The organism is Enterococcus sp. AMC1086 (assembly GCF_058216575.1).
The window spans coordinates 2,311,675-2,334,959 of sequence record NZ_CM177100.1 but is presented as its reverse complement, the minus strand read 5'-3'; the positions used below and the strand labels follow the sequence as shown (position 1 = coordinate 2,334,959).

General features: G+C 33.4%; 18 protein-coding genes and 2 pseudogenes. 19 read left to right on the top strand and 1 reads right to left on the bottom strand.

Going from position 1 to position 23,285, the window contains the following annotated elements:
- The first annotated feature begins 83 nt into the window (after positions 1–83).
- The 16 genes and pseudogenes from AC4BC4_RS10985 to AC4BC4_RS10910 all read left to right on the top strand — a co-directional run bounded on the left by AC4BC4_RS10985 (position 84) and on the right by AC4BC4_RS10910 (position 15,209).
- A complete protein-coding gene (locus AC4BC4_RS10985; protein WP_490475711.1) occupies positions 84–821 on the top strand; it encodes a ThuA domain-containing protein in 738 nt (245 codons plus the stop codon).
- On the top strand, positions 818–1,786 hold the full coding sequence (locus AC4BC4_RS10980) for a sugar phosphate isomerase/epimerase family protein (RefSeq protein WP_490475710.1): 969 nt from the start codon (positions 818–820) through the stop codon (positions 1,784–1,786). Before AC4BC4_RS10985 ends, AC4BC4_RS10980 begins: the two co-directional genes overlap by 4 nt.
- 214 nt (positions 1,787–2,000) lie before the next feature.
- Positions 2,001–3,035, top strand: coding sequence for a Gfo/Idh/MocA family protein (locus AC4BC4_RS10975; protein WP_490475709.1), 1,035 nt, complete (start codon positions 2,001–2,003; stop codon positions 3,033–3,035).
- Between the two features lie 125 nt (positions 3,036–3,160).
- The gene (locus tag AC4BC4_RS10970; protein WP_490475708.1) at positions 3,161–4,999 is read left to right on the top strand and encodes an LTA synthase family protein; all 1,839 of its coding nucleotides are present in this window, start codon (positions 3,161–3,163) and stop codon (positions 4,997–4,999) included.
- 26 nt (positions 5,000–5,025) lie between these two features.
- Positions 5,026–5,781 (top strand): annotated as a pseudogene (locus tag AC4BC4_RS10965) (tRNA 2-thiocytidine biosynthesis TtcA family protein).
- Between the two features lie 185 nt (positions 5,782–5,966).
- The gene (locus tag AC4BC4_RS10960; protein WP_490475707.1) at positions 5,967–6,611 is read left to right on the top strand and encodes a Vat family streptogramin A O-acetyltransferase; all 645 of its coding nucleotides are present in this window, start codon (positions 5,967–5,969) and stop codon (positions 6,609–6,611) included.
- Positions 6,612–6,715: 104 nt separating this feature from the next.
- Positions 6,716–7,708, top strand: a complete 993-nt coding sequence (locus AC4BC4_RS10955; RefSeq protein WP_490475706.1) for a LacI family DNA-binding transcriptional regulator — start codon at positions 6,716–6,718, stop codon at positions 7,706–7,708.
- Between the two features lie 115 nt (positions 7,709–7,823).
- Positions 7,824–9,260, top strand: coding sequence for a PTS transporter subunit EIIC (locus AC4BC4_RS10950; RefSeq protein WP_490475705.1), 1,437 nt, complete (start codon positions 7,824–7,826; stop codon positions 9,258–9,260).
- A gap of 26 nt (positions 9,261–9,286) precedes the next feature.
- Positions 9,287–10,735: a glycoside hydrolase family 32 protein gene (locus AC4BC4_RS10945; RefSeq protein WP_490475704.1), complete on the top strand. Its 1,449-nt coding sequence runs from the start codon at positions 9,287–9,289 to the stop codon at positions 10,733–10,735.
- Between the two features lie 233 nt (positions 10,736–10,968).
- Positions 10,969–11,292, top strand: a complete 324-nt coding sequence (locus AC4BC4_RS10940) for a GNAT family N-acetyltransferase (protein ID WP_490475703.1) — start codon at positions 10,969–10,971, stop codon at positions 11,290–11,292.
- Positions 11,293–11,485: 193 nt separating this feature from the next.
- Positions 11,486–11,605: pseudogene (locus AC4BC4_RS10935) on the top strand (IS6 family transposase); the annotation flags it as partial.
- Positions 11,606–11,784: 179 nt separating this feature from the next.
- Positions 11,785–12,432: a hypothetical protein gene (locus AC4BC4_RS10930; protein WP_490475702.1), complete on the top strand. Its 648-nt coding sequence runs from the start codon at positions 11,785–11,787 to the stop codon at positions 12,430–12,432.
- Positions 12,433–12,613: 181 nt separating this feature from the next.
- Positions 12,614–13,132, top strand: coding sequence for an RNA polymerase sigma factor (locus AC4BC4_RS10925; RefSeq protein WP_438756817.1), 519 nt, complete (start codon positions 12,614–12,616; stop codon positions 13,130–13,132).
- A complete protein-coding gene (locus AC4BC4_RS10920; RefSeq protein WP_490475701.1) occupies positions 13,125–14,198 on the top strand; it encodes a hypothetical protein in 1,074 nt (357 codons plus the stop codon). Before AC4BC4_RS10925 ends, AC4BC4_RS10920 begins: the two co-directional genes overlap by 8 nt.
- Before the next feature lie 74 nt (positions 14,199–14,272).
- Positions 14,273–14,563 carry a hypothetical protein gene (locus AC4BC4_RS10915; RefSeq protein ID WP_490475700.1) on the top strand — a complete coding sequence of 97 codons (291 nt, stop codon included), beginning with the start codon at positions 14,273–14,275 and terminating at the stop codon, positions 14,561–14,563.
- A gap of 370 nt (positions 14,564–14,933) precedes the next feature.
- A complete protein-coding gene (locus tag AC4BC4_RS10910; protein WP_490475699.1) occupies positions 14,934–15,209 on the top strand; it encodes an MmcQ/YjbR family DNA-binding protein in 276 nt (91 codons plus the stop codon).
- 386 nt (positions 15,210–15,595) lie between these two features.
- On the opposite strand, the gene AC4BC4_RS10905 is transcribed toward AC4BC4_RS10910, so the two are convergent.
- On the bottom strand, positions 15,596–17,557 hold the full coding sequence (locus tag AC4BC4_RS10905; RefSeq protein WP_490475698.1) for a MucBP domain-containing protein: 1,962 nt from the start codon (positions 17,555–17,557) through the stop codon (positions 15,596–15,598).
- Between the two features lie 998 nt (positions 17,558–18,555).
- Between AC4BC4_RS10905 and AC4BC4_RS10900 the strand changes: the two genes are divergently transcribed.
- The 3 genes from AC4BC4_RS10900 (at position 18,556) to AC4BC4_RS10890 (ending at position 23,273) form a co-directional block, all read left to right on the top strand.
- Positions 18,556–19,671 (top strand): tyrosine-type recombinase/integrase, encoded by a 1,116-nt coding sequence (locus AC4BC4_RS10900; RefSeq protein WP_438756812.1) that lies wholly within the window; start codon positions 18,556–18,558, stop codon positions 19,669–19,671.
- Between the two features lie 306 nt (positions 19,672–19,977).
- Complete coding sequence (locus AC4BC4_RS10895) at positions 19,978–20,655, top strand: winged helix-turn-helix domain-containing protein (protein ID WP_490475697.1); 678 nt, start codon at positions 19,978–19,980, stop codon at positions 20,653–20,655.
- A gap of 167 nt (positions 20,656–20,822) precedes the next feature.
- Positions 20,823–23,273, top strand: a complete 2,451-nt coding sequence (locus AC4BC4_RS10890) for a WxL domain-containing protein (protein WP_490475696.1) — start codon at positions 20,823–20,825, stop codon at positions 23,271–23,273.
- The last annotated feature ends 12 nt before the right edge of the window (positions 23,274–23,285 follow it).

Below are 23,285 nucleotides of genomic sequence, written 5' to 3'. Positions count from 1 at the left end.
AAAAAGCCCCTCAGTCACAATTCCCTATTTTTCAGTCAGAGCTAAACGAGCCCGCTACGCTTTTAAATTGAGGAGGAAAAATAATGATCCAAGTCACAGTATGGAATGAATTCCGTCATGAAAAAACAGATGAAGCTGTAAAAAAAGTTTACCCTGAAGGAATCCATCAACAGATAGCTAGTTTTTTAAAAGAGGATGACTTTTCTGTGCGAACAGCTACCTTAGACGAACCAGAACATGGTTTAACAGAGGAAGTTCTAGCAAATACCGATGTTTTGATTTGGTGGGGACATATTGCGCATCAAGAAGTTTCAGATGAAATCGTTCAGCGTGTTTATCAATGTGTGTTAGAAGGAATGGGTTTAGTTGTACTTCATTCAGGTCATATGTCGAAAATTTTTATGAAACTAATGGGAACATCTTGTGATTTAAAATGGCGAGAGGCGGAAGAACATTGCCGTATATGGACTGTTGCACCTAGCCATCCAATCGTTGAAGGAATCGGTGAGTATATTGAGTTGGAAAAAGAAGAAATGTACGGTGAACATTTTGATATCCCGACGCCGGATGAATTGATTTTTATCAGCTGGTATCCTGGAGGCGAAGTGTTTCGTAGCGGCTGCACATATCATCGCGGCAATGGAAAAATTTTTTACTTCCAACCCGGACATGAAACGTATCCTTCTTATTACAATAAAGAGGTCCAAAAAGTTATCAAAAACGGCGTTCGCTGGTGTCAGCCAACACAAAATACGTATCCAAATTACGGTCATCATAACCCTCTAGAAACGATTACGAACGAGAAAGGAAATGAACAATGAAACTAGGCGTATTTACTCCATTATTCAACAACTTAAGCTTTGAAGAAATGATCGATACCGTTTCAAAAGCAGGACTGGAAGCAGTTGAAATCGGAACTGGAGGCTCTCCAGGGAATGCCCATTTAGATATTGATAAATTATTAGCTAGTTCAGAAGAAAGAAAAGATTATTTAGCTAAACTCAATGACAAAGGGCTAACGATCAGCGCTTTAAGCTGTCACAATAATCCGATTTCACCAGTAAAAGAAACGGCGCAAGAAGCAGATGAATTATTACAAAAAACAATCAAACTTGCTTCATTAATGAACGTATCAGTAGTCAATGGTTTTTCTGGCATATCAGGAGGAAATCCTACAGATACACAAGTCAATTGGCCCGTTCTGCCTTGGCCGACAGAATATGAGGATAACTACAATTACCAATGGGAAAAGAAATTGATTCCTTATTGGAAAAATATCAATACGATCGCAGAAGATGCTGGCGTGAAAATTGGAATCGAACTGCATGGTGGTTTCTTATGTCACACGCCTTATACGATGCTGAAACTCCGTGAAGCAACAGGTAATGCTATCGGCTGTAATTTAGATCCAAGCCATTTGTGGTGGCAAGGGATTGATCCTGTTGCGGCAGTGAAAATTTTAGGTGACGCGGGTGCAATCCATCATTTCCATGCCAAAGATACCTATCTAGATCAAGACAATATCAATATGCATGGGCTAACGGATATGCAGCCATACGGAAATGTGAAGACTCGTGCGTGGACTTTCCGTTCGGTAGGATGTGGTCACGATTTAAAAGTTTGGTCAGATATTATTAGTGCACTTAGAATTTATGGTTATGATTATGTATTAAGTATCGAGCATGAAGATCCGATCATGTCGACAGAAGAAGGCTTGAATAGAGCAATTACTAATTTAAAAAGTATTATGATCAAGGAACAACCTGCGGAAATGTGGTGGGCTTAATTATAAGGAAACAATGCTTGTTATAGTCGCCTTATACTGTTCAACATCGACTTATTGTGTTTCCCGTGGTTCACAGTAAAGAACGAACTCGTTTATCTGTTTGCTAAAAGAGCTAGTTCGTGAAGCAAAATGTCAAAAAGAAGAATGCGACCGTTTCTATCCGTTCTTTCACTATTCTAAATCAATCATTCTTACTATAGAAAGGACACAAAAAATGCCTGCAATCAATTTTGCCGTAATCGGTTACGGCGGTATGGGTTCATACCATATCCATAACATTATGCCAAATGAAAACGAGCGAATCCACGTTGTCGGAACCTATGATATTTCTGGCGAACGTCAAAAAATCTCCAAACAACACAATCATAAAGTATACACTTCATTGGAAGAAGTCCTAACAGATAAAGCCATCGAAGCAGTTTTGATTGCTACACCGAATGATTCTCATAAAGACCTAGCGATCCAAGCACTAAAAGCAGGGAAACATGTTGTGTGTGAGAAACCTGTTACTATGAACGTAGCGGAACTTGATGACGTACTAAAAGTCGCCAAAGAAACAGGAAAAACGTTTATGGTTCATCAAAACAGACGTTGGGACCCAGATTTTTTAATTACACGAGATCTATATAAAAATGAGCAAATCGGAGAATTATTCCAAATTGAAACCCGGGTTCAAGGAGCGAATGGAATTCCTGGTGATTGGCGCCATGAATTAAAACATGGAGGAGGAATGGTTTTAGATTGGGGCGTTCATTTATTAGATCAACTATTATTTTTAGTTGATAGCCCAATCAAAAAAGTGTCAGCTGATTTAAGTTATATTCTCGGTGATGAAGTTGATGACGGTTTTATCACGTATATTATTTTCGAAAATGGACTCCGAGCAATTATCGAAGTCGGTACTACAAACTATACAAAATTACCTCGTTGGTATTTAAAAGGAACCAAAGGAACAGCCGTTATCAACGATTGGGATCTTTCTGGTGAAATGGTTGTAGATTCTGGCCAAGAAAATATCCAAGCACCAAAACCGATCCAAGCAGGTGTGGGCTTGACCAAAACGATGGCACCACCTTCAGAAGAAGCAACAGACACTTTACCATTACCGAATGCTACCGCGGAATATGACACTTTCTATAAGAACTTTTTTAAAGTAGTACGAGAACAGGCAGAACCTGTAGTCAAAAATGATGAAGTTCGTCGCGTGATGGTTCTGATCGAAGAAATATTTAAAGCAGCAAAGAGCTAAGACTAAAGAAAAGTGATTGAATCCCAATTTAAAGTAAAGCTTCTCAGTGTAGGAGCTTTACTTTTTTTTCGTCTAAGCATAAAATATTAAGAGATATATTCAGCAAAGTGAAAAGGGAGAATAGTGTGAAAAAAAAATTACAGATATTCAACAAAAAACCAATCAAGTATTCAATGATCGTGATTGGATTAGTACTGTTAGTTTTGATCAGCAATCTATATTTACAATGGTGTCAAAATGACCTTTCAATGGATTTAGTCTTTAAATTTGCCTTTTCATGGCATACAGAAAAGTTTATTTTAGGTAGCTTGGTCTTACTGATATTTTTACTATTTCTTTGTAGTTTGGCAGGCTCGATTGTTTTGGGAAGTATCCTTTATGCAATCACGATCGGTATTTTAGGATTTGCCGATTATCAAAAAATGTTTTACCGAACAGAACCAATCTATCCTGATGATATAAAAATGATTACTGAATTTGGATTATTAAGAGAAATGATCGGGACAATTCCGTTCCTGTTCATCCTACTAATTGCGGCGATAGGCTTGTTCTTTTTTGGAAGAGCAATCTACAAAAGCCGATTATTACCGAAGAAAATGCAAATTATCCGCATTTCAAGTTTAGTGATAACGTTAGCTTTATTATTTTATGTCAGTAATTTTAACAGTCAAAATAATTTAATAAGAAAAGCCTATGATCGAACGGCACTTTGGATTCCGTACAGCCAAAAAATGAACTATTACAATACAGGATTTATGGGTGGCTTTTTATATAATTTAAAAGTAGAAGCAATGGATAAACCAGAAAACTACTCTGAAAAAACGATCAAAGAAATTACCGATAAATATACGGAGAAAACACAAGAAACAAACAGAGATTCTCAAGAAGAGCAACCAAATATTATTTTCGTGATGAGTGAAAGTTTTTCTGATCCGCAAAATTTAACAGGTGTAACGGCTAATAAGGACCCATTAAAAGATTATTATGACATAGCTAAAACGACGTACAGCGGCAAAATGTTATCCCAAAACTATGGTGGTGGAACAGCTAATATCGAATTTGAGGCCTTAACTAGTTTTTCAATGGAGTTGTTTAATCCTCAAATGACGACACCATATACGATGTTGATTCCAAAAATGACAGAAATGCCGTCGATCGTGTCTCTTTTAAACGATCAAAACTATCAAACAACGGCTATTCATCCCTATAATACATCAATGTATAAACGCAAAGATGTTTATAAAACATTAGGTTTTAATCAATTTATCAGTGAAGACACAATGAATTACAAAGAAAAAATAGAAAAAAATCCGTATATTTCTGACGAATCAGCCTATAAAGAAGTGCTGGATTTACTAAAAAATGAAAATGATCCACAATTTGTTCATTTGGTGACGATGCAGACACATATGCCTTATAGCGATAAATATGCAGCATCAGATTACTCATCACAAAGTTTGGGCAATAAAAAGGCTATCGATAGTTATATGCAAGATGTTGCCTATAGTAGCGAAGCGTTAAAACAATTTACAACTGAGTTGAACAATGTAAAACGACGTACATTAGTGGTTTTTTGGGGCGATCATTTACCAAGTATTTATTCAGATGAGATCAAAGCAGATAACGATGAGGTTCAGATGCATGAAACAGAATTTCTAATGTATGACAATCAAGAAAAATTAAAAGAAAGAAAAACCCACGATGCTATTAGTAGTCCATTCTACTTTGCACCAACGTTATTTGATCAAAGTGATATACAAATGACAGGATTTTACCAATTGTTGAGCGAATTAGAAGAAGAACTGCCGGCATTTGAAAAAGGCTTCTATTATAAAGACAAAAAATGGAGTAAGACATTATCACTGAATAAAGCTCAAGAAGAGTTATATGAAGAGTATCGTTTGATTCAATATGATATTGTCTCTGGTGAAAACTATAGCTTAAAAACTGACTTTTTTAAATGATCTTGGTGATCAAGAAGGAGTAAACAATGAGTTTTAAAAAGAAGGACAATCAGACCTATTATAATCCAATCCGGCGAGCAGTATTAAATCATCAAATGATTCAACCAGGCGATAGAGTAGCAATTGGTATGAGTGGTGGGAAAGATAGTACGAGTTTGTTGTATTTTTTAGATAGGATCAGTAAACAAAAGCGGCTGGGGTTCGAATTTGAGATCGTCCCTATTACGTTAGCCATGGGATTTGATATGGATATTACGCCGCTAAATGAATTTGTGGAAAGTTTGGGCTATGCGTTAGAGGTTGTTCCAACAACGATTGCTCAAGTTGTTTTTGATATTCGAAAAGAGCGTTCACCATGCTCATTATGTGCGAAATTACGCCGAGGGATTTTATACAAACGGGCAAAAGAAATGGGATGTAATAAAGTGGCATTAGGTCATCATTTAGATGATGCGATCGAAACTTATTTCATGAATTTTCTATTCCACGGTCAAATGGCTAGCTTTGACCCAATCAGTTATTTATCCAAAACAGAGATCACATTGATTCGTCCATTACTTTATGTTTAAGAAAAACAGATTATTCAGTTTGTAAAAAGGGAAGAATTGCCCATCATTTTTAACCCTTGTCCAGTTGATAAGAAAACAAAACGAGAAGAAATCAAGCACCTTGTGAGTAGTTTAGCTCAAAATTATCCTGATATCAGAGAGAAATTTATTATGAGCATGGAACAAGGAGAAAAAGAAAATTTTTGGACAGCGTCAAGAATGGTGTCTAAGTAAAAAATAAGGGTATTGTTTGTTCGAAAATAGAGTCCTCTTACAACTTATTTTTTGAGACGAAGTGTTATTTCACTTGAACCAAAAGATTCAAACCATAATTAAAGATGTCTATGTTAGAATAGATCATGATTGTTTTCTAGATAATAATGGACTGGACTGGCACAACTCAAGAAAGGAAGAGATTTATGAAGACGGGACCAAATCCAAATAACATTTATCCAAATGAAAATGTAAAACAATTAACCTTTTTAAAAGCAAGTATAAAAAAACAAAATATAGTTATTGGAGAGTACACGTATTATGATCGAGCTAATGCTGAGGATGACTTTGAGAAACATGTAACACATTTTTACGATTTTATAGGAGATAGACTGACGATTGGAAAATTTTGTTCAATAGCTTCTGGAGTTGAATTTATAATGAACGGAGCAAATCATAATATGCTAGGTATTTCTACTTATCCATTTGATCTATTTGGAAATGGTTGGGAAAAAAATAAGCAAGATATAGACCAATTTCCAAATAAAGGGAATACTAAAATCGGAAATGATGTTTGGATCGGCCAAAATGTAACATTTCTTCCAGGGGTCAATGTAGGAAACGGTGTGATCATTGGAGCTAATACGGTCGTAACGAAAGATATCCCTGCATATGCTGTCGTTGGAGGGAATCCTGGTAAGATTATCCGCAAAAGATTTACAGATGATATTATCGATGAATTAGAAAAACTTGCGTGGTGGGACAGAGAGATTGAATGGATCACTAAAAATATTCCTTTATTAATTAGACACGATCCTACCATAGAAGCCATAAAAAAGCTAAGTATGTAAATTTGATAGTACAGAACGTTACTGATAAGCTTGACGAAAATAAGAGTAGAACAAGCGAAAACAAAATAAAAAAAAGAGCCTATTATTAATTGAGGTGAAAGTAAATGGCCAATATGAATGACGTTGCAAAAAAAGCAAACGTTTCTAGAGGAACAGTTTCTAATTATATCAATCATGTAAAAATTAATCCTAAATTAGCTGCTAGAGTGGAAAGAGCAATCAAAGAGTTAAATTATATACCAAATCAAGCAGCTAGATCATTAAAAAAACAAGAAAGTGATATCATCGCATTTATATTACCGACGATATGGACGCCATTTTTCTCTGAATTAGCCTATTATATCCAATTAGAGCTGCAACGTCATAATTTAAAAATGTTATTGTGTAATTCTCAAAATGATTATAATTTAGAATTAGACTACATAAAGATGGCGCAAGAACAAAAAGTCAAAGGAATTTTAACTATTTCATATAGTGATATAGAACCCTATCTTATTTCAAAAATCCCAATTGTTTCAATTGAACGTTATTTCAACAGTACGATTCCGTTTATAACCAGTGATAATTTTGGCGGCGCCAGACAAGCAGCAGAAGAATTGCACAAACGAGGTTCAAAATGTTTGCTGTTGATCCTTAGAGAATTACCAAATAATTTGGGTATTTTTGAACGAATGAATGGCTTTATTGACTATTGTACTCACAACGAATTGGAATATGAAGTGTATTTAGACAAAGGCAACTCAATCGATTTTCCTAAAAGAATCGATACATTTTTAACTGAAAAATTTTCGCAAGATTGCCCTTTTGATGGAATCTTTACTGTAACGGATCGATATGCAGAATTTGTTTTTAATACATTTACGCACTTACCTTGGTCTATTCCAGAAGATGTGCAATTAATCGGTTTTGATGGCGCTAGAAGTTTTTCGAATCAGTCATTGACTATTTCAACAATGACGCAAGATGTTCATGAAATCGCTCGTTTAGGTGTAAAAGAGTTGGTGCAATTTGATGCTACATTAGCTACACAAAAGAAAAATATATTGCCAGTAACCTTTACGGCATTTAATACGACTAGAAAATTGGATGAAAAATAAATCCAATTTTTTTTGTGAAAGCCCTTGCTATTTTGGAACGTTCCAAGTATTATATTATTTAGATATGGAACGTTCCAAAAAAAGTTTTTCTAAAACGATTAAGGAGATGAAAATTTTGGATTATAAAAAAATTGCTGAGGGAATCTTAGAAGCTATCGGGGGAAAAGACAATATAGCAAGTGCTGCTCATTGTGTCACTCGTTTACGCTTAGTATTGAAGGATAGTAATCATTATAATAAAGAAACATTGGAAAATATCGAAGGCGTTAAGGGGGTATTTTTTAATAGTGGACAATTACAAATTATTTTTGGCACAGGAACGGTGGAAAAGGTTTTTGCTGCATTTCAAGAAGTTTCAGGTATAAAGGAAGCCTCACTGCAAGATGTAAAAGCTTCAGGAACGAAGCAACAAAATAAATTACAACAAGCATTTAAAGTATTTTCTGATATATTTATCCCAATCATTCCAGCTTTTGTTGGAGCAGCGATGATCCTAGGGTTAAAATCATTATTAACGACACAATTTGGCTTTTTAGGCGGTTCAATGGCAGAGGAATGGCTTTGGGCGCAAGATTTAGCTAGTTTCCTAGGCGTTATTGCCACAACATTTGCGTATCTGCCTGTTTTAGTCATGTATTCTGCAACGAAACGATTTGGTGGAAACCCGATCTTAGGCTTAGTATTAGGTTTTGTGATGATCACCCCAGATTTGATGAACCGCAATGATTTTGTTTTGGGTAATTATGAGACGTTGTCTTCTTGGCATGTATTTGGTTTATCTATCCCTCAAGTCGGCTTCCAAGGCGGCGTATTTCCAGCAATTTTAACTGCATGGTTCTTATCAAAAACAGAAGCATTTGCGAAGAAAAAAACACCCCAAGCATTAAGTTTTATCTTAGTACCAACAGTCACAATTTTATTCTCTGCTCTTGCTTTATTTTTAGTATTTGGCCCTATCGGAAATGCGATCGGTACAGGATTAGGCTGGATCATTGATATTTTATATAACAAAACAGGATTTGTAGGTGCCTTTGTTTTTGCGGCATTGCTTCAACCTCTTGTTGTAACTGGAACACAACATGCGATTCAGGCAATAGAAGCACAATTAGTTGTAGCCACAGGATTTAATTATATTCAACCATTATGGTCCGTTTCGATCATCGCACAAGGTGGTGCAGCATTAGGGATGTTTTTCCTGGCGAAGAAAAATTCAAAACGTCGCGAAACTGCGATGTCTAGCTTTGTACCGACACTATTTGGTATTTCAGAACCAGCAATTTTTGCAGTAAATTTACGTGACTCGATTATTCCTTTTCTTGCTGCTTCCTTTTCAGCAGGAATCGGTGGTGCGTTTATGAAAATATTTGATGTAAAAGCAACAAGTTTTGCCTTAACAGGCTTACCAGGATTGACGATTGTATATCCACCTAGATTAATTTTTTATATCATCGGAAACGTATTAGCCTTTATTTTGCCGATTATTATTTTAATCGTATGGAATCGTGTTAAAGGTGTAAAAGGAGCAGAAATCGGTAAAGGTAGTACCTTATAAAAAGAAGGGACGTCTGAAAACAATTGATGAATAAAAAAGTTGAAAAATATACGTATTATACGGCGGAATGGCAAGGACATTTAAGTGAATTAGAAGAAAAGATAAAAAAAAGCAACTATCTCCCAAAGTATCATCTATATCCTAAAACGGGCTTGATGAACGATCCTAATGGTTTGAGCTACTTTAATGGAAAATATCATGTGTTTTACCAATGGTTTCCATTTGATTCTTTTCATGGGATGAAACATTGGGGACATGCAACTTCTGAAGATTTAGTTAAATTCAAAGATGAAGGTTTTGCGCTTATTCCAAATGAAGAATATGAAAAAAATGGTTCTTATTCTGGTAATGCTTTGGAATACAATGATGAACTCTATTTATTTTATACAGCAAACTATAAAACAGATACAAGCAAACTAGCGAAGCAAGCTTTGGCAATCATGGATAAAAAAGGAACCATTACTAAATATCAAAAGAATCCAATCATCAATGGTGCACCAGAAGGATTTAGTCAAGAATTAAGAGATCCTTTTGTGTTTGAGAGTAACGGCTCTTTTTACATGTTGCTTGGCGGAGGGCGTTTTCTTGATACAGAAGGCTCAGGATTCGGTGATATTGGTGAACTGCTTTTATATAAGAGCGCTAATTTATTTGATTGGACTTATCAAGGAACGATTGATTTACCAATTGAAAAAGGCTATATGTTAGAATGCCCGAGCCTTGTAACGATTGATGGAAAAGATGTCTTATTTTTATCACCAATGGGGTATGAAAAAGAAAAGTATCGTTACCAAAATCGTTTTGCTTCCATTTATTTAGTAGGACAACTAGATGTTGAAAAACGAACGTTTGTAATGGATCACATGGATGAATTGGATGCTGGTTTTGATTATTATGCACCACAATCATTTTACGGGAAAAACCAATTACCATTAACCTTTGGTTGGTTTGGCTGTGGGGAGCAAGTATATCCAATCGATGACGAAGGGTGGAAACATGGACTGACGACTGCACAAGAAATGAGACTAGTGGATGGTAAATTAGTCCGTTTTCCATCACAAGAACTACAAGAATATTTCACCGAAAAACAAACCATAAAAGTGGAAAAACTGACTTTAGAACAACCATATTATCATCTTCAATTTGAATTGAACAAAGGACAAGATTCGACTATTTGTTTTGGTACAAACGATGATTTTTGGCAATTGAATTTAGATGAAAAAAAACAGACAGTCACGATTGATCGTGGCCATTTGACTAAAAAAATCGATCATGATTATGGAATGAAACGAACTTGTGAAATAGCTGAATTAGCAAATAATATCATAGTTGATCTATTCGTTGATAATAGTTTTATAGAAGTGTATTTAAATAAAGGAGAACGTGTTTTTAGTTTCAGAGTCTTTTTAGAATCAGAACAAACAACTATTTCATTTTCGAAAGAAACTGAAATAACATGGGCATATTTTGAATAATGTAGCTCTTTAAACTCATCTTTATCAATTAATGCTGGGAAAGAAAATTCAAATAATTAAAACAATTATTATGATACCTAGAGGAAATATACTCTAGGTTTTTCTATATTATTAGATTGGGGAAAAATCAGGTAGAAATAATTATTGCGCTACGTAGGGATCAGCAGAAAGAGGATTGAAGAGTAAAATATTCTGAAGAGGATACTTCTTTTATCCAGATAACAGTAACCTTTTTGGAAAATCAGTTGGATAGAAATATTTACGGATTCGAGTACTTTATTAAAGGGAGAATAGTTAGCGTTTGCTACTTACAATTAATAGACAATTTACCTCAAGTTAATGACATTACTGGAGTGGTTGTTTATATATGTAATGTTTACACAGTACCAGAATTTAGAAAAAGAGGTTATCAAACGTTAGTCTTTGTAGACTGTATCAAATTTGCAAAATCTCAAAACATAAAACTTTACGAATTAAGTATAGACAATCCAATAGCAATTAAAATATATAAATCTTTTCGTTTTAAACCTAACAGGAATGCAGTGTGTATTAAGTAGCAATATGACAGTTTTTGGGATAGGTAAGGAAAGTTTTGAATATGTTACTATCAGATAAACTTAAAGAAGTTTACTTTACTGAAATTGAAGATCCTATGAAGTATTTTTGACCAGTTAGTAATTGAAGCAAAATAAATGAAGTCAATCGTTAGTATTCATTCGATTTTGAATGAAGATCAATAAACTACTTATTACGACGATAAAAGGCATGGAAACAATTCGAGAAATATATAAGAAAGGTCGAAAAGAAGGAACTCTCTTCGGCTTTTCAGTATGCATAGAAATTAAGGTGTTGCTGAGAATTTCTGCTTAAGTAATTGTATTTTTAAGAATAATTTGTTCATTTTTAACCTGTGCAAAAGAATCTACTAAATACATATATTTGATAAAATTTATCTTTTAAATCGAAATAAATTATGATATATTATTAATAACGAACATAAGGATTGATATTAATTCTTGTGTTTGCAAAAAAATAAAGGGGAAAAAATAATGAAAAAATTATTAACAAAAACACTGTTACTTAGCACTGTTGGGTGTATGGGATTAATTTTGGGTACACGTACTTCTGAAGCAGCTTCATTTGAAAGTATGAAAAAAAATGTTGAAGAGGGAAATGGATTAATTTATAACCCAGAGTTAGACGGAATAATGGCCCAAGAGGGTTCACTTGAAGTAATTGAAGCAATTGAAGAAGAAAGACAAGACTTAAATATTGAAGAACCTACTCAAAAAATGTATGATGAAGCCTTTAGTTCAGTAAAAAATGTAGAAGTAATAGAAACCACTGAAAAAACTTTGCCTTCAATCATGCCATTTGCTACCGCGGCACCTAGAGATAATCAAACTGCATGGATTCCATATAATTCAGCAGAATTTTCTGGATCAGGTTGGAGATACAGCGGATCTCAATTTAAGTTTAAAAATTACAATGTAAATCCGATGTTTGGTGTAAGAGCTACAAAAGACTCTTTCTATTTTTATACTGTGATACCGGGCAATAATAGCTTTTTACGTAGAAATGTAGTTGATGCTAATAGAGACTGGGTATATTTTCCTTCAAAAAGTGGATCAGCAAAATTACAAGGGTATTTTGCAACATACAATCCTGTCAAAGGTAGTCGATACTATATATACTAATCATGTTCGTTTTCATTACAAGAAAAGTGATTTAAATTATTAATAGGAAAGACCAGAATATTTCACAATGTATATTCTGGTCTTTTTGCTGATAAACAAAGTACATATAAAATAAAAAAATATTTTCAATGAAACTTTTAAGGAAGATTTACAGTCTTATATTATGAGGGGAGGAATATTCGTGCAAAAAAATGTAGATGTACACTTAGTTAAAAAAGCTAAAAAAGGGAACTCTCAAGCTTTTCTTGAACTATGCATTGCGTATCAAGATATTTTATATAACTCAGCATATAAAATACTTTTGAATGACGAGGATGTGGCTGACTGTATGCAAGAAACAGAAATTCGTGCATGGCAGAAAATAACTAAATTAAAAAAGGAAGAAGCATTTAATTCTTGGATTTTCCAAATAATGACTAATATTGCAAAAGATATTTTAAAAAAAAGAACAGCAAATGCAGAATCTGAAGAAAGGTATATGTCTGATAAAATAGAGACGTATAATACTTTTGATATAGACCAAGAGTTGAACAGGCTGGAAGAAAACTACAGAATTCCACTTATACTATATTATTATGCCGGATTTAGTATCAAAGAAATATCCGAACAATTGAAAATATCTGTAAATACTGTAAAGACGAGACTAGCAAGAGGAAAACTGAAATTGAAAATTTTATTGGAGGAATCAAACGATGGATAAAAAGATAATCGATAAAATTAAAAATGAAAGAAAAATTCCAGATGAAGTACTAATTAAGCTAGAATCTAGCAGAGAAGATATTCTGAATAAAAAGATTAAGCAAGAGAAAAACTTTAAAGTACTTTCTAAAAACATTGTGATTGCAGTGTTAGTTGCTGCTATAGCAATTTTAATAATAATAACCAAAACGCCAATAGGAATAGCACTAGAGAATGCATTGGGGATTGGGAGAGATTCTGGAGTGGAGACAGTAGAGAAAAATGCGATACCAACTAAACTTAATTTAACAAGTACTCAAAATAATCGAGAGATAAAGTTGACTAAATTTGTTTCTACAAAGAAAAAATTTGCTTTTGATTATCAATTTAAGGTTGATGATGAAAAGTTAAAAATGTTACTAAAAAAGAACATAGCAGCTAAATCAGATCATCAAGACATTCAACTTGGACTCTTTGTTAAGGGAAGTACCAAAGATTTATTTCAAGGTGTACATTCCTATTCAACCTTTAGATTCGAAGGAGATATTTTTTATGGATCGGTGATATCGACTTTTGATACAGAAAGTATTCCTGAAAACGCAGAACTAAATCTTCATATCTATAGATTAGCTTGGATGGATCGCGACGAGTATGAAGCAGCGAAATCTAGGGCGTTATCTGATTCCGATAATCCTATCCCATTTAGTGTGGCCTCCTCTTTGGAATATACTGGAGATTGGAGTTTTGATATTGATTATCTACCACTAAATCAAACAGCTGACACAAAGGTTCTTGCTTCAAATAATGTTACAAATATTGTATCTAAAAGTGATGCACTACAGACAACAATCACATTTAATGCTCCAATAGAGTATCCGAATTCCCCAGAGATTACAGTATATAAAAATGGAGTAGAGATTTCTAATTCTAATATTAATTTCAAGCAATTAGATCAGGAAAAGCTAGAGATCGAACTGGATTTAAGTGCTTTGGATAAGATATCAACTTATAAAGTTAAGATTGATGAATCAGATATATACGGAACGATAGTCAAAGAAGTTGGCTATTTTGAGATTCAAAACAAATAAATAATTGGGTATATTAAAAAGATCATATTTTAAATGGAACGGGTGAACTGAGGCACCCTAATCTCTAAAGAGAAATGACGGAAGAGGAAAACTTTGAAGATGACCCAAATGTCCCCATTCAGATAAACCGAGCAATGACAGAAGAAGTGAATGAGTATATTCATTATGTAGAGAAATATCAAGAAGAAAACAATATTTCTGAAGTACCTTATGAAGTGTATGATTATGTTCAATATATTGCTGAAGAATTAGATAAGGATAAATCATTAGAAATAACAGATGAACTTCGCGTAAAAGCAGAAAAGTTTGTCAATAGGCAACATAAAAAAGAAAAAAATCAAAATAGCCGCTTTGAGAGTCCGTAAATAAGAATTGTAGCAGTTTTTTTGGAAACAGTTATGATTATTCAACGGTTTAGTTAATTTATATCCAAATGATAATGAAAGCTTTTTTGTATTAATCTTCCCCTGATTAAATAGTAAGATAAAAATATATAGTGAAACCACAATAGAGTATAGGTAATTGAACAATTTTAGAGCGCTGTTATGACAACAATAACTTGCACTGCCCAATTCTTGGATAAATAAAATTTTTTATAGGTTTATATCTTTTTGTATCTAACGCAGAATTTCTATTACTACATTGAAGTTGCAAGAATCATTTTCCTAGATCATGATTTATTTCAATATAATATCTATCTTCTTCTAGTAATAGACAGTAAATATACCTTTTATCATGCTCAATAAAATATTCAGATATAAACGAAACAAAAAATGGTTTGGAATTATAATGACCATTCCTAAGAATAAACTCTATGGTAATGGAGATACGAAAATTGATATTATTGATTTAAAAATAAATTCAGAGTTAGGTGAGATATTTAGAAATAAAAAAGGATATCACCGAGCTTATCATATGAATAAAGAACATTGGATCACAATAGATCTTTCTGCTATCGATGATTTTGGTCAAGTAGCTGAACTGATCGATGATAGTTTTAAATTAAGTTGATCCCATAAAAAGTCTAACTTTTTAAGAACCACTACAATCTTTTTGATGATTTTCAGCCTTCTAATTTTTTGTTTTTTTGTACTTAGATCCCAGCCTCTAAATGATTGATAAAATGGCTGTTTAATGACTGCTACTCATTAGTTGACTCAAACTAAGATAAATTGAAATGAGCTGTTAGCTCAAAAAGTGGCTTGTTATTATTCCGATTATGTTCAACATAACAACATGATAAACTCAAATAAGGGTATGACAAAAGTAAACTTCACTTTTGTCATACATTAAATGCGAATAAATGGTGAAACAGAAGCCACATCTTTATAACTTCCCTCTTATTTTTAAGGCTTAAATACGCCTGTCCCAGTCTCTATTTGTATGTGATGTAATTTTTATCTATTTGATTTTCTCTTATAAAAATACAAAACGGAGAATAATGCTAACCCAGTCACTCCTGCTATATTCAAATAAAAGGTTGTTTTTTCTCCTGTATCTGGTAGTTGACGTTTATTATAGTTATGTTGAACAGATGACTTACTTGAATTTCCAGATGATTTATTTTTAGTTGAAAAATGATTATTAGGCGTTTTTGTAGATTCCTCGATTAAAACTTTCGTATACACATAAGAAACAGTCTGTGCTTCATCGCTAAAAGTTCCATTAGCATTTGTTGGAGTCTCAGTTAATGTCCAACCTGGGATATCCTTAGCAGCAGTTTCATAAGGCAATCCTACTTTGCCAGTCAAGGTTTCGCTTGAAGCTAACGTATGCCCCTCAGTATCAAGATACTGAACAGTAATAGGAGTTGCTTCTACTCGATCATACACATAAGAAACAGTCTGTGTTTCATCGCTAAAAGTTCCATTAGCATTTGTTGGAGTCTCAGTTAATGTCCAACCTGGAATATTCTTAGCAACAGTTTCATAAGGCAATCCTACTTTGCCAGTCAAGGTTTCGCTTGAAGCTAACGTATGCCCTTCAGTATCAAGATACTGAACAGTTACAGGAGTTGCTTCTACTCGATCATACACATAAGAAACAGTCTGTGCTTCATCGCTAAAAATTCCATTAGCATTTGTTGGAGTCTCAGTTAATGTCCAACCTGGAATATCCTTAGCAGCAGTTTCATAAGGCAATCCTACTTTGCCAGTCAAGGTTTCGCTTGAAACTAACGTATGCCCCTCAGTATCAAGATACTGAACAGTTACAGGAGTTGCTTCTACTCGATCATACACATAAGAAACAGTCTGTGCTTCATCGCTAAAAATTCCATTAGCATTTGTTGGAGTCTCAGTTAATGTCCAACCTGGAATATCCTTAGCAGCAGTTTCATAAGGCAACCCTACTTTGCCAGTCAAGGTGTCACTTGGAACCAGCTCTCTCCCAGCAGTATCCGTATAATCAACTTGAACAGGTGATCCTTCTCTTCGTTCATATACATACGTCACAAGCTGATCTTCATCTAAAAACTTACCTGTTGCATTTTTAGGTACGGATATTAATTTATAATTTGGAATATCTAATTCAGAAGTAGTATATTCCTGTCCCAACTCTCCATAAAATACCTTAGGATCTATGAGATTACTACCAAATTCATCTACATAAGCCGCTGTGACCATACGATAACTATCAAATGAGACTGTGCCATTTAAACGATCATCTTCAAAAAATTGTGCGAATTCATTTACCCCTGAGTGTGTATTGCCCCAAGCAATCGTAGCTGTATTTTTTATTTCAACTCGTTGTGAAGTCACCATACTAGAAAATACGACTTTGATTCCTTTCAATTGCGCAACATCGTTAGGAGGTACGCTGTCAAAATTTATTTTATCTACAGAATATTCAATAGTATATGTAGTATTTGAAGGAGCGATTACTTCAGGTAAAGACTGTAGAACTATAGCATCTGAAAACAAAATTGTTTCGGAAAAATTTGTACTTGAACCTGAATTTTGAGAGATTATTTTAGAAAATACAATTGGATCAAGACTGTCTTTTTTGATAGTAATGTTAGGATTGAAAAACATATTTTCTCCATTTATAACAAACCATCTCCCCGTATTGCCCCCCAGTTTGCGACTAGATTTATCTATCTCCTCTAAAAAATTATGTTCACTTTGCGAATCATTTTTCTCTGATGAAGACGAATCATCACTAATATTTTCTTTTGAGGATTGGTCATTTTTTAAAACATACGGATCATTTGTCTCTTCACTAGTTTCAATTCCTTCTATATCGTTAGAATTTTCAGTGGAAGTCGTTGTTTCTAGGGTAGATTGAGTAGATACTTGAATCATTTTATCTTCTTGATCAGCGTCTCTTGCTATGACTTCTATGCTATTACTTAGTAGCAAAAAACTGATTAGGATAATAGTAGATAATTTTTGCATTAATTTCAGCCTTTCTAATTAATATTATACTTAATATATCACAAAATATATTAAATAAAATGATTTTTATGAAAAAACAATTCTTACAAAAACATATAATGAGAAAAAATATGTATAAAAATTTAATTATATGTACATTAATTATCATTTTAAAGAAGTAATTGAATAGAATCGTATTAGATAAAAAAGAACGAATAAAGAACTGGAAAAGCCCATCATCTAATTTAATTACTTTTATAAAACTTATACACTTATTTAAATATCATAACAATTGAGTTGATGGCTTTATGGTTTTGCATCTCTTGGTGGATTTGGTTAAGGTTATCTAAATTTTTGTTTATTCATTTAAGCTGATCAAAATGAAGTAGAAATGGCAATATGCTAGCAAGAAATTGATTGCAATAATCACAAAAGTGATAAAAATTTTTAGAAATGTAGCTTTTTTGAGATCCTATAGAAATGCGAAGCAGTATTAGATATTATTTTCTATTGATGAAGACGATCTACTTACTGCATGTCTAAAAGTAATTTATTTGACATCAAAGTTCATTTAAATAATAATATAAAAAGACAAAATGAATTTATTCTTGTCGTCTTTTCTCCATTGTTTACTATAAAAAATATGTAATAAAAAATAGAAAAACACCTTCTCTTCTAAGGAGTGGGTGTTTTTCTATTTTCACAATAATAACACGAGTATTTAAGGAAATTGTCGCATGAACGGTTATAGATAAACGATTTATATAATTTTTTTTTAAGTATTATTATAAGTGTCTTGGAATGTTTAATACCAAGTAAACAAAAGAAAAAATACGTATTTATGTAGTAATTATAATCAATATAAATTATAAATACAAGGTTATTATTTATCATTTTTTTGAATTTTTTCTAAAAAAAATGATAAAAACAACTTTTTATATATGTGCCGTCAAATAAGCCGTCAAAAAGAAAGGAAGAGTCATATGTCAAGAAGAGGCGAAAATATTTATAAGAGAAAAGACAATCGTTGGGAGGGACGTTATAAAAAAGGGCGTAAAAGTAATGGTCAATTAAAGTATGGATATATCTATGGAAAAACCTATGGTGAAGTGAAAGAACGGTTATATGTGTTCAAAGTAAAGTATCAAACCCTTATTCAACTTCAAGGAGAATGCGCCCTTACGTATGAAGAGTGGGGAAGAATATGGTTGAAACAACAACAATTTACTACTAAACCATCCACCTATAGCGCCTATTTATACAAATTAACTCGCTATGTCTTTCCTATTATAGGAACAACGGCTCTTAACCAAATAACGAAGCAAACGATTCAAACCGTTATTGATACGTGGCAAGAACAACTGTTACAACCGAGTACGATTCAAGTATTGTATCAGATCATGAAAAAATCATTGAAAGATGCACATGAGCAACAACAGATTCTTACACTGCCTTGCCAACAAATCCGATTACCAAAGAAAAAGAAACCTACAGTGAAGGCATTATCTACTTTGGAACAACAACAATTAGAAAAAAAGGCCAAAGCGTTACCTCCATACAAGGGACTTCCCGTCTTGTTGGCATTGGACGCAGGTCTACGAATAGGGGAAATTTCTGCTCTACGTTGGGAAGATATTGATCTAAACAATCGAATGATTTATGTGAAAAAAACCTACCAACGATTACCAATTGCTGGTTCCAAAACAAAAACACAACTTGTCTTAGACAGTTCAAAGACAGATCAATCAATACGCGTAGTTCCAATGACGTTTAGCCTTTATAAGTATCTTAAAAAATGGAAAAAGAAAGCACCAGGAACCTTTGTTTGTTCAAATAAGATAACACCTAGCGAACCTCGTTTATTGACCTATTATTTTCATAGAATTCGAAAAATGTGTGGTATTCCCTCTACTCATTTTCATCATTTACGCCATACATTTGCGACACGTTGTATTGAAGCAAATGGTGATATTGCATCTGTTAGTAAACTATTAGGCCATGCGTCAACACAAACAACACTAGATGTATATACCGATTCGTTAGTAGAAAGTCGTCAACGAGTGATTCAACAAATGGAAGAAAAAAAGGAGAAGATATAAAAGAACACTTGTTTTTATAATAGTTAAAGCTACTTCTTTCTTTTAAAAAAACCGAATAAAAGCGCTATCTTTTTGTGACTGTTGATATAAAAAAATCTTAAATTTCCGTCTATTTATTTAAGAAAAATATTTAACTTAATTTTTTTGCGCCGTCATTCATCGTCACATACCCAGTAATAAGATTGATTTATTAGGATTTCTAAGATAGAACTTGGTATTAAACATTCCAAGATAGTTTAATAACATTTTTTAAAGAATATATCCCAAATGTTATCGTTATATAGGGAGAGGAGGAATTAAATTACAATGTTAACTTTAGGCATATTAGGAATTAATCCATCAATGTATCAATTACTAGAACAGCAATTTGAATCCCAAACATATCGAGTTGTCAAAGTAGAAGAAAAAGAACAATTGAACCAGATAGATGGATTAATTCTTTCCATAGATAAAAAAGAGCAAATGAATCTTGTAATTGATTGGTTGTTAATTTGCCAAAAATCACCTAGCGTATTTGTTTGGATTTTTTCAACTATTCCACTTGATTATGAAGAAAATATCTTATTCGCTCTTGGAGTCAATGCTGTTGTGATGACCAAAGAAAAAATGCATTGTTTGACACACATAGTTAATAATACATTTAGTCGGTTAGAAAATTCAAATATAAAAATAGAAAAACAATCTACGAATCAAATAATCAATGAGAAAAATCAAACTGTTTTAGTTAATGGTGTTGAACAAGCATTAACAAGAAAAGAATATCAGATATTTTCACTGTTATATGAACATAGAGGTACAACATTACCATATGAAGAACTGATTGAAAAATTATGGACAAATCAGCCAAAAGAAAATAATTTCTTGATAGCGAATACCGTCTTTCATTTACGAAATAAAGTGAATGGAAGTAATGATTTCGAGATAAAAACAATACGTTCTAAAGGGTATATGTTAAAACTCAAAACGAGTCAAGCAGATCAATGACGACGTGTACATCTATTTTTTTAAGTAGTATTTTCAAAACATTAATTAGTTTTTATATCAAACATACAACTAAAATATCTATCTGTCTGAATCAAACATATTTACTGAATTTAAAAATTTTTTATATATGACGTTTACACAAATTGGAAAGGAGGTGAATGTTATTAATGAATTTTTATAAGAGACAATCCATGATAAGTTTTTTATTATTTGTCAGCATGCTAGTAAGTTTCACTATTTTCTATTCTGATAAAGCAGAAGCAATAGTAGGATCTAATCATGCTCCTGGTGAACCAGTGGATGTGACCTCACAACAATGGAAAAATCAAGAACTCACAAAAGTAAGTCCAGCGATGACTGGTGCTGAGAATTTTACATTTGTTGATCCTAATAATCCCAAAGAAATTGACTATTTAACACAAGTGCAATTCAAACTTAATGAAGAGACTTCATATGATAGTAATATGACAGTTTCACGTGGCAGCCTCACAACACCTGCTTCTTATTACTATGAAAAAAGTAGTGCATTATCAAATGCCTACTTTAGGATAAATAACGCAGGAACTTACTTTGGGAAAAAAATAGACATAATGTATAGCATACCTAATAAAAACTGGGATGCTACTCCTGCTGGAACTCAAGCACAAATAACCTTTTGGGCACCTAGATATGATCAAAAAGATAACGAATTTACTAATTCTTTTTATGGTAAAACAATGAGCACAACCTTTATGGGATTTTGGCTGTTTGTTTCTGGATACAATACTGGCGTAGCTATAGATGTCACTTTATTTGATCATGAAACAGGAGAAGAAATAGCTGCTAATGGGATATACTCTATGGGAAGAATGCACTTTGCAAGACAGTACACAGCAAGTGCAAGTGACTTCTCTAATTTTTACGTTAGAAATGATACAAATGTGTGGGAAAGAACTATTTCAACAAACCCACTTACGTATGAATTTACATCACCAGCAGCTTCAAATGAAGAAACGTCAACGAGTCCAGTTAATTCTTTGGGAATGGAATTTAAGGATACGAGTAAGTTTCGATTTAAAGTGGCTAATTCTTGGATTTTACAATCTAGAGCTACTAATACTAGCCCGATAATAAACCATTATCCATTTAAACAAAGTGACCTTGTTCGTTATAATCAGATTGCACCTGAGGTTATAGGGGAAAAGAATGATGCAACTCATGAAGATGCAAAATATAAAAATCTTCTATTTAGTGTGAAACAACAAATCCCACCGAACTATCAGGGAGCAAGAGATGAAAAAGATATGATTAGACTGAAAGTGCCAAAGGGATTTGATATTAAATCTGTTGAACCTAAAAAAGAGGACGGCACGTCAGCAGCAAACGTATTTAGTTCACCCAATAAAGTAGATAATCAAACATGGGAATTTTCAGCAGTAGATAGTACATCAGAAGATTTCGTAGACCAAACCTATTTATTTGAGGTTACAGCCACTCCTAATGCTCAATTTAAGTTAGCTGATTATGGCTACAATAAAGAAGATGGGTATATGCATATTGAAATGGGGATGAATGATTTATTACCTGCCACAGAGGGTGTTGAGACGCCAACTGCAGAATGGCTATCTACTTACAAAGGAACAACGAAAACATTGTCCAGCAGTAAAGTAGAGCCCACTAGTCAATCTCAAATCAAATATGAAGGTATGCCATACGGACAACCTAAAACAGGACTAATAATCTCCGCTGGAAAACAAATTACAGAAGTATATGCTCAACCAGAAGATTTATTAGAAAGCTACGGTACAGATACGAGTAGTCCATTAGACGAACCAGTGAGTGTTGCCTATAAAGGTGGGAAAGCACCAGATACAAGTACATTAGAACCTGGAAGTACTATGACTGTACCGTTGACGTTGACTTCAAAACAAGGAATTGAAACAGAAGTGACTGTTACCATTCTTATACAAGGCGAAAACGGAGAATTAACCGTTAATTTTGTCACGCCATCAAATGAGCCATTGGCTACTGCAATAAAAATCAATACTACTGTTGGAGGAGATACAATTGATTTGACAGATGCAACATATGGTATTGATCAAATAATCTCTTCAATTATAGACAAAGGATATACATTAATAAGTCGTCCATTGAACGAAACAGAAGTCAAGATTACCGATAAAAAGCAACAGGTATCTTATGAGTTTGAAGGATCACTGATATTACAATCTGTACCGATGTCATTTGATTTTGGAAAGATAGAGTATACGGCAAAGCATGTTCAAGTAGACGATCCAAAATATACTCAACCACTTGTTGTCACGGATACAAGAACAGACCAAAGTGATGGCTGGTATTTGACAGCTACATTAACTTCCCCAATGAAAAATGGTAAAAATCAAGAATTAGTAAATGTACTGCGGTATGTAACAAAGGGAGAAGAAAAGATATTAAATTCGGATGCCCAAGTAGTATATGTAAATACTGTTGAAAATTCTGGTAGCTATACTGTCAGCGATGATTGGGGAACAACTGCTAATACTGATGGTGTGAAACTTAAAATTGATTCAGATGACACTATCTATACAGGTACGTATACAGGGACTATCACGTGGAAGGTCATGGCAGGACAACCATAAAAGGAGAGAGAA